Genomic DNA, 17078 nt, shown 5'->3' on the forward strand with positions numbered 1-17078 from the left:
ATTTGATTAATATTCAACTAGAAATTACATTTTTATTTAATTGGCTATTATTTAGAACAGTGAATTTATCTTTTAAAATTTTCATATCATCGCTTACTTTTCTATCTAAAACCTTTGCATAATGTTGGGTAGTTCTTAAATTTTTATGCCCAAGCATTTTGCTCACGCTTTCAATTGGAACGCCATTGGTAAGTGTCACAGTAGTAGCAAAAGTATGTCGAGCAATGTGGAATGTTAGTTCTTTTTCAATTTCACAAACTCCTGCAATTTCTTTTAGATAAGCATTCATTTTTTGGTTGGATAGGATAGGTAGTAGTTTATTTTCATTCAAACATTGTGGATGATTTTCGTATTTATCGATTATCATTTGAGTAACTGGAAGGATTGGAATTTTGGAAGCACTTTCTGTTTTCTGCCTGTGCGTGAATATCCATTTCTCTCCATCAATACCGTAGCTTATATGTGACTTTGTTAGGTTTTTGACATCTATGTATGCTAAACCTGTAAAGCAGCTAAAAAGGAAGATATCACGAACTAGTGAAAGCCTTTCAGTTTTGAAATCTTTTTCTATTATTGATTGGATTTCTACTTCTGTTAGATAAACTCTCTCAACTTCTTTGACTTTTGATTTATAATTAGCAAATGGGTTCTTTTCTAACCAGTCATTGGCCAAACAAAGCTTGATGATTTTATTGAAGTTTTTTAGGTATTTAACAGCTGTGTTATTCGCACAATTTCTAACACTTCTTAACCAGAATTCATAATCGGTTATAAAAGCGTGATCAATCTTGGTAATATCAATATCTGAAATATTATATTTCCATTGCATAAATTCGATAGTATGCTTGAGTGAAGTAGTGTATCGTTCTAATGTTCCTGGGGCGTATTCTTTCCCAACGAGTTCTTTTATTTTATTGTTGTGGTCTTGGAAGATGGGAACGAGCATACGCTTGGTTTCTGATAGACCAAACAATTCATTCTTTAAATTTTCAGAAGTAACGCTAATATCTTTCTTGAAAAGTTTCTTCCCTGCTTCTAAAACTTGATTTTTTAGATAATCCAGATGACTATTGATTGTTCTAGCTTCTTCTGAAGTGCCTTTAACTTTGCTGCCTTCTGAGGACCATTTATCGGGATTGATGTATTTGTTGGTACTAAACTCAAATCTTTTAGCATTAACTGTAACTCTGGTGTAGATTGGACAAACTCCTAAATTGTTGGCTTTTGCTCTCTTGATGTAGAAGAGAATTGATACTGATGTGTTCATTGTTGGTGACCTTAAAGTTAGTATTAAATTTATTCGATTTAATAACTACACACAAGATGTACATTTTTTGAATATGTTGTTGAACACCTTGTAGTAGCGGTGCTTTCGTTGCGAGGTGTCACTGAAAATTTAATTTTTTAGTGACACCTTGAAAGACACCTAAACTTTGAGATTTAATGAATAATTTGATATAACCCTAAAAGAAAAAACCCACTAAATTGTTGAATTTAGTGGGTTTTAGTACCGTTTGTATTTCTACTGGCGGAGAAAGAGGAACAAACACCTACTTTTTCAATACATATCAAATCTTACTAAAACAATCGTTAACCCTTATAAAATAAGGGTTTTTTAATATATCATAGTTAAGTAAAATTAAGTGAATTATAAATAAAAATAGTCAATGTGGGGATTATGTGGGGATAATTTTGTATCTTTAAACTATTGAAATACATAATAATTCCGTACCAATGGCAACTATTAACTACCTCATCAAAGGAGAAAAAAACGCAACAAACATACTTTTGCGTTTCAAAAATGGCAGAAAATTTGACTTAACAGCTTCAACCGATTTAAAGGTAGAACCTAAAAGATGGAGTGCTGCAAAGCAAAAAGTCAAACTTACAAACGATGATAAGTCCAAGGACGTTATTAATAACAAACTTGCAGAGCTTGAAAAATTCATATTTGATGAGTTCAATTCCGATAACAGTAAAGGAGAATACATCGATAAACATTGGTTAAGAAAAAAGATAGCTAATTTCTTCAATAGACCTATTGATGAAACAGCCATCGATGAAGTGTTTTTCATTCCGTTCATGGAAACATTTATTAAAAATGCCCCATCAAGGATAATTAAAGGCAAAAATAAGCCAATTGCCAAAGGAACTATTACAAAGTATAACACAACTCAAAAAAAGCTAGAAGAGTACGAGAAACGCTTTAAAACGAAGCTAAAATTTACCGATTTAGATTTAACCTTTTATGATAGGTTCGTAAACTTCTTATCACAAGAACAAAAAATAAATTTAGGTACTATTGGAAATTACATTGGTACACTTAAAACAATTGCCAGAGATGCAAAATTGAAAGGCTTGCCGGTACATCCTCACATCGAGCATCCTAACTTTTTTGTACCAAAAATTACAGCTGATAGTATTTACTTGAATGATGATGAAATAAATAAAATCTTCAATCACGACTTCAAAGGAGTTGAAAGACTAGAAAACACAAGAGATTTATTTATTATTGGATTGCGAACAGGATTGAGAATTTCAGATTTTTTAAGGTTAAAAGATGCCAATATCAAAAATGGCTATATTGAAATTGAAACGCAAAAAACAGGGCAAACAGTTACTATTCCTCTCCACAAGCAAGTAAAAGCAATTTTAGAAAAAAGAAACGGATTTCCGAGAGCCATTTCGGACCAGAAATTTAATGAGCATGTAAAAGATGTTTGTGAAGAAGTAGGATTTAAAGAAAAAGTTCAAGGTTCTAAAATCAATAAGAAAACAAAACGTAAAGAAGAAGGTTTATATCACAAGTACGAATTAGTTACTTCACACATTTGTAGAAGAAGTTTTGCAACCAATCTATATGGGAAACTTGATAATTTAACCATAATGGGTATTACAGGACATCAAACAGAAACTCAATTTTTAAAGTACATCAAAATCACTAATACAGAAAAAGCAGAAAAACTAAAAGAGTACTGGAACAAGCAAAACGAAGAACAGGAAATTGAAGAGAAAAAAATGAAAGTAGTTAAGTAAGATAAAGTTTACTATATTTAACTTTTTAATTTTGTATGAAAAGTGTTAATTCGTTTATAAAAGCTTTAAGCGCAAATTATTATTCTGAATTTCTTACGGATGCAATAGCTGAAGAAATTGATTTTCATAGATATTTTTTGCCAGTTAATTATCAAAATCATTATTATTATGAATTGAAAATTAACGAAATTCATCTTAAAAGAAGAGAAATAATAGACAATGTAAAAAAGCTATATCAAAACGCATTATCTCAAATTTATATTGAATTATCTTCACAAGACCCAGATAATTTTGATTCCTTTTTAGCTTTTAATATAGAAGCTGTAAAACTGCAATTAAAAATTTTAAGAGCTGATTTTTATGTAGATGAAAAACAATCGAGATACTTTTCAGTAATAGATGACAATCCAAATCTTCAGGAATTAATTGCAAGAACTCACGATAGAACAAGTTCAAACGAAATAGAAATAGATAAAAAGATTTTTGATTTAATTTCAGATTCCAAATTTAGAAAAGTTGAAAGTATATATTTTTTAGAAGATATTTATAAAAGATCTAAAGCATTAAGTTTTCTTCCGTTGTCATTATTTGTGATAGGACATGATTTTGTCGTTCAGCTTAAAAAAATTCAACAAATCGTGTTTGATTTAAAAGAAGAAAAAGCGGTTAATCCAAAAATCAATTGGATAGGTAAAAAAACGCATATCGGTTATATTTTAGGGACGTTAGCTTTAAATGGTTTTATTGATGCACCAAAAAATAAAAACGGTGAAATAAATTATACGGCTTATGCTAAATTGATTAAACAAAATTTCAATGCTGAAATTTCCGAAGAATCATTGAGAAAATACCTCAACCCTGAAGATGATAAATTCGAAGAAAACAAAAAATCATTTGATAAAGCAAAATACCATTTACCTAACATAATTGAAGTAAGCTAAAGCGTTCCGGAACGTAAAGGAACGTTTACCAAATCATAACCAACTTTACTTTGTACCATCAATAACGAAAAAAACGTATCACGATGGAACAAAGTAAAATGACACAAGTTTTCGGTGTTTCTCCCGAAGAATTCAAAGAAAGCATCTTAACCGATGTTAGAGCTGAAATCAAATCTTTAGCTCAAAATTTCCAACCTACTGCACCACAAGAGTATCTCACTCGCCAAGAAACAGCCGAGATACTTAAAGTCTCTTTGGTGACACTTTCCGACTGGAACAAAAAGAAAATCTTAAATCCTTATAGATTAGGAAATCTCATTAGATATAAACGTTCAGAAATCGAACAAGCCTTAGTTAGTATTAATTCAAAAAAACAATAACTATGAGCTATCCATTTCAAGAAAGTTTAAGCAACATCGAAAAACGCTTGGAAGAATTAACCCATGCGGTTACCAAAAAGCAAGAAAGAATATTCGATAAGGTAATTATAGATAACGATGAGTTTCAAAAACTGTTTAAAATTAGTCCAGGAACGGCTGCCAATTGGAGAGAGAAAGGATTGATTGCGTACAGCCAAATAAACAATAAAATTGTCTATAAAATAGAGGATATTAACAAAATGCTTGATGATAACTATCGACCATTCAAAAAGTAACTCTTTAGGTCATGGTAGACTTTATCAAGTTTAAAATTACTGATGAAGTCTTGATAAATGAAGTTTGGAGAAACCCTATTTTAGTATATGATGGTAAAGCGGATAAAATCATTGATAATAAACTCAAAAAGAGAATCACAAGAAGATATGAAAATCTATATTTTACTAAGTTTTTCAACAGGTTAGAAATATCAGGAAGCATTCATAAATTTTACAATAATGATGTACACAATGCGGACGATTTTACAATAAAAAAAGTAATCCAAGTAATAGATCATCTCAAAGAAATATTCGAGTTAGATTTAGAAAAATGTTTCATTATAAACTTGGAATACGGAATCAATATCATTTCGCCAATAGCCATTAATAAACTAATAGCAAATTTAATTTATCATGAAAAACGTCAGTTTTACAGAACAACAAAGCATTTATATTACAAGATAGCGGGTGTTGATGCCTATAAAAACATAAAAGTGTACAACAAACACGTTCAATATCCTACATTTTGTAAAGAAAATACCTTTCGATTTGAAGTAAAAAGCAAACAAGCTAAATTTATAAACAAGTTAGGAATACACACGTTAAGCGATTTACTTAGCAACAAAACCCATCAAGCGTTAGGTTGCTCTTTACTTCAAGAATGGAACAATATCCTTCTATTTGACAGAAAAGCGAATGTAGATGAAAAATATTTTAATACTAATTTTTGGGAAAATACAATAACCGTTAAAAGTAGAAATCTATTTAACTATCATAAGAAAAAGTATTTCAAACAATTAGGGAAAAGTAATTTACATTCAAAAATTCACGGTTTAATTCATCAAAAAATACTTCAATTAATGTAGTGCAGTTTCCAACTAATATATACTTGGAAATTGCACTATATTAAACTTGTGAATAACTATTCAAAAAAAGAAACACTACTAAAAAAATCTACAGTATGTTTTTAATTATATTTGCCAATATGTGACAAGTCAATAATTAAACAATGAATAATCAATTCGGAAATAAAATCAGGATATTACGAGAAGAACATAAAATGTTATTACGGCAATTAGCATCATTGCTTGATATGGACACAGCTCAATTAAGTAAAATTGAGAGAGGAGAAAGAAATGCTAAAAAAGAAACCGTATTAAAAATGGCTAAAATATTAAAAGTTGTTCCAGACGAATTAGTAACACTTTGGTTAGCGGATCAAATTTATGATGTAGTAAAAGATGAAAACACAGCATTAAAAGCAATGATGGTAGCTAAAGAAAGCGTTAAACATTCAAAAAAAGAAAAAGAATAAATGAAAATTGCAAAAATTAAAAAATATAAATTACCAAAGGAATCTTTACTGTATGTTCAAGAGCCACAGTTAATGTTATTTGAAGATGAATTTAAAAAATTTGGTAAAAAAGATTTTATAGATATTGAATTTAGCCATAGAGGTTATACTGTTAATAATAATATTGATAAAATAATTGATAGTAAAATACAAACAATAGGGTTCTTTTCAGGTGCAGGTGGTTTAGACATTGGTGCTCAATTGGCAGGTTCTAAGGTTATTTCAAGCTTAGATTTTGATAAAGATAGTGTTGCAACAATGAAAAGTAATAAATATTTTTCTCATGCAACCCATTTTCATAAAGATATTAAAGTGATGAATGCTAAAGATTATTCATCTATAATTAAACAAAATAATCCTGATAAATTAATATTAGTTGGAGGACCTCCTTGTCAGCCTTTTTCAAAAGCAGGATATTGGAAAACTCATGAAAACAGATTAGGTAGTGAAGACCCAAGGAATATGATTGGTCAATATTTAAGAATGATTGAAGAACTAAAGCCAAATGGATTTATATTAGAAAATGTTGAGAGTTTACTTCATCCAAAGAATGTTGAGGCAGTCTCGGCACTTGAAGAAGCAATTGATAAATTAGGATACAATTATATCGTTTATAAAGCTAATGCCATTGAATTTGGGGTTCCTCAAAAAAGGAAACGCGTATTTTTTATAGCTTCTAAAAAGCTAATCAAGAGTAACCCAATTAAAACGAATGGATCGATTGATGAAATTTTATTAAATCCTAATCTTAAGCCATATGAAAGGGTGATTGATTGGATTGGCAAATATGATGATTTTGCTTACAGTGATGATTATGATTCAACTGAAGGTAAATATTTTGAAGATTTATTAGCCGTTCCTCCTGGACAAAACTATATAGCATTAACTGAAAAAAGAGGCTATCCCAATCCAAAATTTGTTTCTGGAAAAAGATACTGGACATTCTTGTTGAAATTACATCCAGCTCAACCATCATGGACTATTATTGCTTCACCTGGTCATTGGGAAGGTCCTTTTCATTGGAATAATAGAAGGTTAAGGTTAAAAGAAATTGCAGCAATACAAACTTTTCCTGAGGATTATAATTTTGTTGGTTCAAGAAGATCTATTCATAAACAAATTGGTAATGCAGTTCCATCTTTATTAGGTAAAGCAATTGTTGAAAATTTAATTGAAAATTTATAATTATATGCCCAAAATTATTAGTTTATATTCAGGTTGCGGTGGTTTAGATTTAGGTTTTAAAAATGCTGGATTTAAAACAGTTTTAGCTACAGATGTTTGGGATATAGCTTGTGAAACTATCAAAAAAAATAATTTATCAGATTTAGTTATAAATGATGATATTAGAAATATAGATTTTAAAAGATTTAACCAAAAAGTAATAGGTGTAATTGGAGGTCCGCCTTGTCCCCCATTTAGTCAATCGAGACATTATCTCCAAGATAAGAAAAAAGGATTTGAAGATGAAAAAGCGGGTTTTGCTGTTCCTGAATATTTTAGAGTAATAAAAGAAGTTAATCCAATGTTTTTTTTATTTGAAAATGTTGATGGGTTTATGTATAAAACTCACAAAGATGCACTCGAATTTTTAGAAAATGAGTCTGATAAACTTGGCTATAACATAACTTATCGAGTTGTTAATTCAGCTAACTACGGTATTCCACAAACTCGTAAAAGGTTCATTTGTGTAGGTATAAAAAAGGAATTTCCAAAATTTGAATTTCCAATTGAAACACATTGCGATCCAGAAAAGAAACAACAAGGAAAAAGTAATTGGGTCACATGTGGTGATGTACTTGGTGATTTTGATAATATAAATGAAGATGAATTAGAACAAAAGCCAGGCTCAAAACATCATCATTTAATGAAAGATATTCCTCCAGGTGAAAATTATTTATTTTATACAGAAAAAAAAGGTCATCCAAAGCCTTTATTTAAATGGAAATCAAGATATTGGACTTTTTTATTGAAATTAACCCCTGATAGACCTTCTTGGACTATACAAGCAAGTTTTTCAAACAATCAGGGTCCATTTCATTGGAAAAATAGATTTTTGAGAATAGAAGAGATAAAAAGACTTCAAACAATCGATGATAATTACAAATTAGAAGGTAATTTTAAAGAGCAATGGAGACAAGTAGGTAATGCTGTTCCATCAAAATTAGCAGAAATATTCGCAAATAAAATAAAGACCGATTATGAGATATGAATTAAATTTAGAATCACAAATTGTTCAATATAATGGTGCCGTTCAGTCAATTGCTGACAAGAAAGCTATCTTGACACAACTCTTTTCACAAGGTGTATATGAATGTACATCAATAAGTAATGATGGTTGCGAATGGACAATTGAATATCGTAATACCGTTAATAATATACAAAAAAACATTGTTGTGTATTATGGCAACATCAGAAATGAGGAGAGAAACGATAGGGAGAAAAAAATCCAATTAAATCGTAAAGACCCAAGAACAAATCCAAATCCAAGTATTATTTTAGGAGTGTATTGTTATGATGCAAATGATAAATTAGAAAATCTTGTTTTTGCAGGTTGGAATATTGATCCAGATACAAACTATCCTGGAAATCCAAGTCTAAGAGGTTTAAATATAGATTCATTACAAAAAGCAAGATTTGATGGTTTGTATAAGCATAATTTTAGAAATAATTATGTTTGTACATTTAGACCTGAATACATTTTTTATTACATAGAAAATATCCAATCAATACATAATTCATCAGATGATGTTATAACTCCAACAGTATCAACAAGCTCACAAGATGTAAACAACATAATATATTACGGTTCACCTGGAACAGGAAAATCTTATCGAGCTGATGATAAAACAAAGGGTAAAAATGTACAAAAAGTAACTTTTCATCCTGATTATGATTACCATTCATTTGTAGGAGGTTATAAGCCAACAATGGACGGAGATAAAATTGCTTACAAATTTGTACCTCAAATTTTTACTAAAATTTATGTTGATGCTTGGAAAAATTTAGTTTCTGCTGATGAAACGAAACCTTACTACTTGCAAATAGAAGAAATCAACAGAGGAAATTGTGCTGAAATATTCGGAGATTTATTTCAATTATTAGATAGAGACAAAGATGGTTTTAGTAAGTATGAAGTTACTGCTGAAGAAGAACTTTGCAAATATCTATTAAGTGATAAAGCATTTGGAGGAAATCATCCAGGGATTGAAAATGGTAAACTTCGTTTCCCAAACAATTTAAAGATAATTGCAACAATGAATACTTCCGACCAATCTTTGTTTCCTATGGATAGTGCATTCAAAAGAAGATGGGATTGGATATATGTTCCAATTGATACAGAGTGTAAATATTCAGATTTTACAATTCAATTAGATAATGGCAAAGCATTTGAATGGTTAAGTTTCTTAAAAGTAATCAATGAAGAAATATTTGAAATTACTAAAAGCCAAGACAAGCAAATAGGAAATTGGTTTATTGATGCTCAAAATTCTGGAAAAGTAATTTCAGAAAGCACGTTTGTAAACAAAGTTATTTTCTATTTGTGGAATGATGTTTTTAAAGATGAAGAAAATACTATTTTCAAAGCTGCCGATGGCAAGAACCTAACCTATACAAGCTTTTTTGAGAATGGTACTTCAAATAATTTAGTTAGTTATATTCTTGAAGAACGATTGAAATTAATTGATATAAATAAAACAGAACCAACTACAACAGAAGAAGAGTAATGAGAATATTTATTGAAGGAGAACCTTATAAATTAAAAACACTCAAAGATACATTTGGCGAAAAATTTTACTCTCCTTATGGTGTTAATGGTATTATTGATAATGTGGGATATTATCATAGTATCGATAATGAAGTAATTTATTTACTGCCAAAAGTGTTTATTGATACAAAAGGTTTAATCTTAAATAAATACCCTAAAGATTTATTTGCTGAAAATAGTATTGATGATGTAATTGAATCTCAAGATGAATTAAACTGGTTAAAACGGTTTCTAATAATTTTCTACAAAGGATTAATTGAATATAGAATAAGATATAAAAACACCAATCAATCAAAAGGCGATGTATTGCAATTAAGTTCGTCTTTAGGCGAAAATGAATACTCATTTTTGGATATTGTTTTGAGTTTTGTAAACTTCCATAAGAAGAATAAAAACACAATTCTGTTTATTCATAAAAAGCAAATTTCAGCAAAACATAAAAAAGTCAATTGGGGTAAAACAGTAAGAAAATCAAATCCTTTTATTACTAATGAGGGAGTACCAATTTATTCAGAACTCAATGTAAAGAAAAAATATATCGATACAGAGGAAGAATTATTATGTATGTTTTATTCCGTTTTAAATCATTTAAAGACAGAATATAATTTCAGTATACAAATAGATGAATCTTACACTATTGCCAAAGGAAGTGCTTATGAAAAATTAGCTGCCAATGCTCCAAAAATATTAAAGAAGATACGCTATAAATACTTTTCAGATACATTAGTAAAAATGTATAAATTATTGGAATTGTATTTTTCAAAATCTAATAAAGTTTCAATTCAGAATAAGAATGAAGATTTTATTATGGTCAAGTATTATCATTTGATATTTGAAGATATGATTGATAAGCTAATAACTTCTAAAATCGATACCAAAGAAACAAGCAAAGGAGTTTCACTAAAAAAACTGAAAGAAAATAAAGATGGTAAAATTATTGACCATTTATTTGAGTACGATTCTTTAATTGATCGTGACGAAAGTATTTTTTACATTGGAGATTCAAAGTATTATAAAACCAATAATGAGGTTCAAGAGAACTCAATTTATAAGCAATTTACTTATGCCAAGAATGTAATTCAATTTAATATCGATTTATTGAATGAGGGCAAAAAAATCAACAATAACATTCGATACAGGGATAAAGTTACTGAAGGATATAATATTACTCCAAACTTCTTTATTCAAGGCGTAGTAACGGATATTTTTAATTTTGACGATGATAAACTCGCAATCGATTTTGATAAAGGAATTAAACATTCATATCATTTTAAAGAAAGAATTTTTGATAGAGATTCCTTGTTTGTCAATCACTATTCAATTAATTTTCTTTTTGTTTTAAAATCCTATACCAATAAAAGTTCTTTTGAATTAGAAAAATATAGAGTTGAAATTCATAAGAAATTCAGAACCAATTTTGTTTCCTATTTAAAAAAGCAAAACCTGTTTAAATTCTATTATACAGAATTTGAAAGCAAAGAATTATTGAAGCAATTTGTAGATACAGAATTTAGAAACTTAACTGGTAGAGTTTATATTTCAAAATCAAATGACAAGCGTTTAATACTTGCTGTAAATGGTTCAGATATTGAGTTAAAAGAATATTTCACTGATATTTATGATAGAGGGAGACATTTGAGAGAAACCTATTTTTCATCAACGAATTTTGAGAGAGTAGATTTTTCAGAATTAGAGTTAATATAATTTACAATTATGAATAAAGTAATAAAACTCTTTTTAGTATTAACATCTTTAGCTCCAGTACTGCTAACCTATTGGTTTGTTGAACAGACAGAAAAATACAATAAGGATATAAGTTTTTTAGAGAATATAAAATGTAATTATTTATATGGTTTAAATTATTTGATTTTTGCAATCGTATTAGTCATTATTTGTCTTTTAATATTGCGTTTAGCTGAAACAAAGCTTGAAAAATTGCCTGTTGTTATTCAAGAAATTAAAACAGCCGATAATGAAGCAACAACTTTTATCATAGCTTATTTACTTCCATTAGCAAACAAATTGGATAATGGACTTAATATTCCGGTATTGATATTTATTAGTTGTTTGTTTTTCTTCATTGTAATTACCTCAAATTCATATCATTTTAATCCATTACTAAACTTTTTCGGGTATCATTTTTACGAAGTAAGTGTTGATGGTGGAGTAACTTATGTATTATTAACCAAAAAGAGTATCAACAATAGTAAGAACATTAAATCAATATCACTGCTAACAGAATATATGATTTTAGAAAACGATTAGTATTATGAATTTATTTGCATTAGTTAAAGAGCATAACCAAACAGTTATTAAAAGAATTCCTCTGTCACAAGATATTCAAGTAGCTATAAGTAATTTTTATTCAGATGGTGTTAATGATTTGATAGTTAATAAAGAACTAATTGAGTTTAATGGAAATTTTAAACCTGATGGAGACCAAGTATTTTATATTGATAATTATCCATTAGATGCAGAAATAGTAAATTCAATTAATAATCCATTGGCATATGATGTTCTTAATGTTGAGAATTTTGAAGGCAATATTTTTGCAGTATATACCCATTTGGTTTTAAATGGAACTCCGTACTATTTATTTCAACATTTTGATACTCGTAAAATCATATCAAATAGAGGAATATCTCTTTTTTATAGTCAAGATACTTATACAGACATTGACAGAAGAGGAATTTCAATAAGTGGTAATTTAACGGCAATATTCGCTAATAACCAACTATTTTTTAATTCATATTTTAATACAAAAAAAATATTTAACCTTTCTGACTACTATCAAGAAGCAACAGCTGCCGATATTAATGCGTTCAAAGCTAATGCTCTTTTTAGTATAGAGAATAATGATGATTTCGATTTGCATTTAAACTCTACGATAAGAAAGAAAATAAAGTCAATCCAGTTAAGTGGAGTTTTGAATGGAATTAATGTTCAAAATATTATTGCGTTGGCAGTAGATTTTGGTATCAATTTAACTTCAGATGAGAATGATAGATTAAATATACCTAATGATAAAAATGCAATAAGAGATCTATTAAGGTTTCTGGATGAGGATTATTTTATCACGCCAATTACTTCCACAAGATGTATGACAAATTCTAAAATCACTATTTAGTATTAATTATTTATGATTAAAGAAATAAGCAAAGAGAAAGAAGCAATTAAGTTTGGAACAAGATTAAGTGTTCTTTACATTATTCTTGGGGTAATTGGTTTTGTTTTAATAATGTTACCAATGATTTTTTATTCAAGTGATAAGTTGGATAATATTGGAATTGTTGGAGATACTGTTGGCGGTATTTTAAATCCAATCTTTGCTGTTCCAGCAACAATATTAACCTTTTTAGCATTTTGGGTACAGTTTAAAGCCAATCAGGAAGTTCAAAATCAGTTTAAAATACAGCAATTTGAAAGCCAGTTTTATGAGATGATTCGTTTACATAGAGCTAATATTGATGAAATGGATATTGCTTCAAAAATTCATGGTCGAAAATGTTTTGTGAGAATGTTTCAAGAGTTTAAATTTATATATTTGAAATTATTTGAAATCTATAATTCAAATGATGTTTATAAAAATAATCTTGAAAAAAAAGACCTGTGTGAAATTACATATTTTGTTTTCTTTTTTGGGGTAGGTCTTAATTCAGACGATGTAGTAATTAAATTAATTAAGCCTTCACAAGAAAGGATTACTAAGGATTTAATAGATAATCTTATTTTAATAAAACAAGAATGGAAAGAGAGTTTGTACAAAACAAAATATTTTGAAAAATATAAAAGAGAATATAATAATCTTATTTTTATTCGTAACGAAAATGGTGTAAATTATGAATTCAAGATAACCTATACTCCTTTTGATGGGCACAATACTCGTTTAGGGCATTATTATAGGAATTTGTATCAAACTGTTTCTTTCGTTGTTAATTCAACTATTATGAAAGATAGTAATGAACAGAAAAAATATTTAAAACTATTAAGAGCACAATTATCAAATCATGAACAATTGCTTTTATATTATAATAGTCTAACAAATTTTGGAAAAGGATGGATTGATAATGAATATTTTACTACTTATGAAATGATTAAAAACATTCCTTTAAAACTGGCAGATTTTGGACTTAAACCTAAAGAATACCTCAAAGACAAAAAAGGATTTAATGATACTATTTTTGAATGGGATGAGTTATAAAATTTAATTAATGACGGAAAAATACATCATACAATTAATGAACAAACTAAACCGCTTTCCAAATTATAAAGATTGTGTAAAAGTTGGTATTGGTAAAAATGTTGAATTAGCACATATTTGGTATCAAAGTGGTTTTTCAGATAGTCATGTTCCATATACCTATTTCTTAATAAAAGATAACGATAATTATATTGGTGCTGTTCTAGATATGACACACGATTTACATTGGGTTATATTACCAAAACATCGTAAAAAAGGGCATCTTTCAAAAGCTTTAAAACAAGTTATTTTACCGTATCTATTAGAAGAAACAGATAGATTAGAACAAAAAATTAGCATAAACCGTAATCAAATTGGAGAAATAAATTATCAAAATTCATTAAGAGTAGCTTTAAATATTGGATTCAAACAAATAGATGAAGAAAATTTAGTTTTCGATTACAATTCATTAGATGAAGACGAATATCAATTAGATTATAACCATAAAGGTTTAACAAGAAAAGAACTTGATTTCGAAATCAATGAACTACAAAAAATAGCAAAAAAACTCAACAAAATAAGCTCAAAAATAGAATTTGCTTTTGGTAAAGAAATTGAAGAATATTCAAAACCTTCATTAAATGATACAGCAAACAAGGTAGCTTATCTTAAAGAAGTTTTTAAAGACATGAAGTATGATTTTGATAAAAATTAAATAATTAAGAATTGGAACAGATAGCAGAAAATATAGTACAAATTACACAAGATTATCATTCAGATTATAATGAAGGTTTTGTTATGTCATCTAAACACGTTTTAGATTGGGTAAATCAATTTGACGAGCAAGATCAAGAATTTGTTATGAGTGAACTATTGCATATTTTAAATCAAGGAGTCTATATCTCAAAAGAAAAAGCAAAGGAAATACTTTGGGAATTTCTAAATAAAGCTACAACATTTTTTGATTACCAAAATATTGAAACTTTTTTGAGAGAAACACATTTTATTAATTCGCAAGCAGAGCATAAGAGTCAATCCATTCTATTGAAGTTAGTTAATGATATAATGGTCGAAAAAACAGGTTTCACAATTGAAATATGTGGTTCTTTAGGAGTAAGAAATTATATTTATTTAGATGATGTTTTAGCAAGTGGAGGTACATTCAAGTTTGCGATAAAAAAGTTTATTGAAGATAACAGTTTATTAGAACCGTTAATTAATAAAGAATTACGAATATTATCATTCTTTTTCTGTACACACTCTTGGGGTTTGGATAATACAAGATATTCTTTAAAAAAGTTATTTGGTGATGAAAATTATTTTTTAGACGTTGCTAAGTTTCCTGTTGGTAGTTATTATAAAATTGAAAATAATTTAAAAGGGTTTAATCCAAAATTAAATTTAGTATATCCAGAAAAATCAAAAAATGAATACGATGCGTATTTAGTAAGTTTAGAAAATGCTTCAGTTCAATCAGATAAAGCATACCGAAAAGCAACTCAACCAAGTCAAGAGGCGTTTTTCTCTTCTAAAGAAAATAGAAATAGATTAGAGCAAATATTTTTAGACAAAGGGATTGAAATCATTAGTAAAATTCAAGATGAAACAACAAAACACAAACATCGTCCTTTAGGAAAAACCTATCCGAGTTATAAAACATTTGGTACAGGTACATTGTTTTTTACTTGGAGAAATATAAGCAATACATGTCCAATTGTATTGTGGTGGAATAATCCAGCACACAATTGGAAAGGACTTTTTCCGTTATATAATAGAGGAAATTAAAATTATTTATTTATATTTACCTAAGTTTGCACTATGAATATCAGAAACTACAACGCAAAAGAGGCAATTGTCTTTAGAAAAACAACAGAGCCATTTGGAGGTTTATCTAATATGGCATCAGGTTATGCTTTGTATATTAATGAAGTGATAATACCTTCTTCGGAGCATTTATATCAAGCAATGCGTTATCCAACAAATCCTGAAATTCAATTTGAAATTATTAATCAAGATAATGCTATGAAAGCTAAAATGATTAGTAATAAATACAAAGCACAATTTTCTCGTCCTGATTGGGAAAAAATCCAAATAAAGGTAATGCGTTGGGCATTAGAAATTAAGTTAGCTCAAAATTGGGATAAATTTAGTACGATACTTAAAGAAACACAAAACAAATCAATTGTTGAATACGCTACTGATAATAAAATATGGGGAGCAAAACCAATAAACAACGATGAATTAGTAGGTGTTAATGCTTTAGGCAGACTATTAATGGAATTAAGAGAAAAATACATATCAGAAAATAACCGTATTTTTTGTGTAAATCCTCCAGATGTTCCTGCATTGTTACTATACAATCAACATATTGATATTATATGTGATGACATGATAATTGACTATCACAATGAAAGTCTTTTAGAAGATAGTTTAGTATAACATTATCTCATTCAGCTGCACAAAAACCGCTTCTAGTCCAAGTATTCCTAGCATCAATTCTTTGTTTGCTTCATTTCGTTAATATTACAAAACAAATAATTAAAAAATAGGAACGCTATCGCTGACGTATTTGCGCCCACCCAGTCCAACGCTCCCCACCGCATATGTGGTTTTCCCTACCGAGAACAGCACTTGTTTTCCCTAAGTAAGTCAATAAAAAATGGCTTTCTGTTTTTCCAACCCCACGCGCACAGTAAGCCATTTTTTATCCACTTACACCCATCTCAAAAAACAAGAGCTGTTTTTCCCAATGCTAAACCACCCCAAGCTATTTTACATAATGATGGCAACATTATAGTTCAAAAAAAAGCGTTAATATTTTTAGTGGTATTTTTTTAGAACTATAATTTCATTATGTAAAATATCCGCTCCCAGCCGCACCCGCCCGAAATAGGAATAGTATTTTCATTGTTTTTTGAAGATGCTTCCTATTTTCATAAGAACTCATAATCTTGTAATAAATCCTCAAGAACTTTCAAGCATCCTCAAAAATCAAAATTGCCCACAAGAGTATAGTTTTTTATTTGCCAGAACATTGGTAGTAAATTGTTTTTAAGCCGTCTTGATGCTAAGCAATGTCAATGAACAATTCAATAAACACACAAACCCGATTTTAAAAAGACGTGTCTAGCATCAAGCCGTCAATAAAAACAATCAGAAAATCT

The 17078-nt window shown here is 28.7% G+C and carries 17 protein-coding genes; 16 read left to right on the forward strand and 1 reads right to left on the reverse strand.

The annotated features are described in order from the left end of the window. Positions 1-13: 13 nt before the first annotated feature. On the reverse strand, positions 14-1267 hold the full coding sequence (locus NAT50_RS11725) for a site-specific integrase (RefSeq protein WP_250593414.1): 1254 nt from the start codon (positions 1265-1267) through the stop codon (positions 14-16). A 467-nt stretch (positions 1268-1734) separates the two neighbouring features. Between NAT50_RS11725 and NAT50_RS11730 the strand changes: the two genes are divergently transcribed. The 16 genes from NAT50_RS11730 (at position 1735) to NAT50_RS11805 (ending at position 16353) form a co-directional block, all read left to right on the forward strand. After that, positions 1735-3036 (forward strand): site-specific integrase, encoded by a 1302-nt coding sequence (locus tag NAT50_RS11730; RefSeq protein ID WP_250593415.1) that lies wholly within the window; start codon positions 1735-1737, stop codon positions 3034-3036. Between the two features lie 35 nt (positions 3037-3071). Beyond that, complete coding sequence (locus NAT50_RS11735; RefSeq protein WP_250593416.1) at positions 3072-3977, forward strand: hypothetical protein; 906 nt, start codon at positions 3072-3074, stop codon at positions 3975-3977. Between the two features lie 83 nt (positions 3978-4060). Continuing rightward, positions 4061-4357 (forward strand): helix-turn-helix domain-containing protein, encoded by a 297-nt coding sequence (locus NAT50_RS11740; protein ID WP_250593417.1) that lies wholly within the window; start codon positions 4061-4063, stop codon positions 4355-4357. A 2-nt stretch (positions 4358-4359) separates the two neighbouring features. Beyond that, positions 4360-4632 (forward strand): helix-turn-helix domain-containing protein, encoded by a 273-nt coding sequence (locus NAT50_RS11745; protein ID WP_250593418.1) that lies wholly within the window; start codon positions 4360-4362, stop codon positions 4630-4632. Positions 4633-4643: 11 nt separating this feature from the next. Continuing rightward, positions 4644-5477: a hypothetical protein gene (locus NAT50_RS11750; protein WP_250593419.1), complete on the forward strand. Its 834-nt coding sequence runs from the start codon at positions 4644-4646 to the stop codon at positions 5475-5477. A gap of 143 nt (positions 5478-5620) precedes the next feature. Then, on the forward strand, positions 5621-5926 hold the full coding sequence (locus NAT50_RS11755) for a helix-turn-helix domain-containing protein (RefSeq protein WP_250593420.1): 306 nt from the start codon (positions 5621-5623) through the stop codon (positions 5924-5926). Then, the gene (locus tag NAT50_RS11760; protein WP_250593421.1) at positions 5927-7150 is read left to right on the forward strand and encodes a DNA cytosine methyltransferase; all 1224 of its coding nucleotides are present in this window, start codon (positions 5927-5929) and stop codon (positions 7148-7150) included. It begins immediately after the preceding gene. A gap of 4 nt (positions 7151-7154) precedes the next feature. Beyond that, entirely contained in the window at positions 7155-8177 is a 1023-nt protein-coding gene (locus tag NAT50_RS11765) for a DNA cytosine methyltransferase (RefSeq protein ID WP_250593422.1), read from the forward strand. Next, positions 8167-9693 carry an AAA family ATPase gene (locus NAT50_RS11770; RefSeq protein WP_250593423.1) on the forward strand — a complete coding sequence of 509 codons (1527 nt, stop codon included), beginning with the start codon at positions 8167-8169 and terminating at the stop codon, positions 9691-9693. The genes NAT50_RS11765 and NAT50_RS11770 overlap by 11 nt, the downstream gene beginning before the upstream one ends. After that, the gene (locus NAT50_RS11775) at positions 9693-11438 is read left to right on the forward strand and encodes a hypothetical protein (RefSeq protein ID WP_250593424.1); all 1746 of its coding nucleotides are present in this window, start codon (positions 9693-9695) and stop codon (positions 11436-11438) included. The genes NAT50_RS11770 and NAT50_RS11775 overlap by 1 nt, the downstream gene beginning before the upstream one ends. A gap of 9 nt (positions 11439-11447) precedes the next feature. After that, a complete protein-coding gene (locus NAT50_RS11780) occupies positions 11448-11999 on the forward strand; it encodes a hypothetical protein (RefSeq protein WP_250593425.1) in 552 nt (183 codons plus the stop codon). Positions 12000-12003: 4 nt separating this feature from the next. Further along, complete coding sequence (locus NAT50_RS11785) at positions 12004-12861, forward strand: Kiwa anti-phage protein KwaB-like domain-containing protein (protein ID WP_250593426.1); 858 nt, start codon at positions 12004-12006, stop codon at positions 12859-12861. Between the two features lie 12 nt (positions 12862-12873). Further along, on the forward strand, positions 12874-13935 hold the full coding sequence (locus NAT50_RS11790; RefSeq protein WP_250593427.1) for a putative phage abortive infection protein: 1062 nt from the start codon (positions 12874-12876) through the stop codon (positions 13933-13935). 10 nt (positions 13936-13945) lie between these two features. Then, positions 13946-14629: a hypothetical protein gene (locus NAT50_RS11795; protein ID WP_250593428.1), complete on the forward strand. Its 684-nt coding sequence runs from the start codon at positions 13946-13948 to the stop codon at positions 14627-14629. Between the two features lie 11 nt (positions 14630-14640). Next, complete coding sequence (locus NAT50_RS11800; protein WP_250593429.1) at positions 14641-15699, forward strand: phosphoribosyltransferase-like protein; 1059 nt, start codon at positions 14641-14643, stop codon at positions 15697-15699. A gap of 33 nt (positions 15700-15732) precedes the next feature. Further along, positions 15733-16353 (forward strand): NADAR family protein, encoded by a 621-nt coding sequence (locus NAT50_RS11805; RefSeq protein WP_250593430.1) that lies wholly within the window; start codon positions 15733-15735, stop codon positions 16351-16353. The last annotated feature ends 725 nt before the right edge of the window (positions 16354-17078 follow it).

It is taken from the genome of Flavobacterium luminosum, from assembly GCF_023635005.1.
Taxonomy (GTDB): domain Bacteria; phylum Bacteroidota; class Bacteroidia; order Flavobacteriales; family Flavobacteriaceae; genus Flavobacterium; species Flavobacterium luminosum.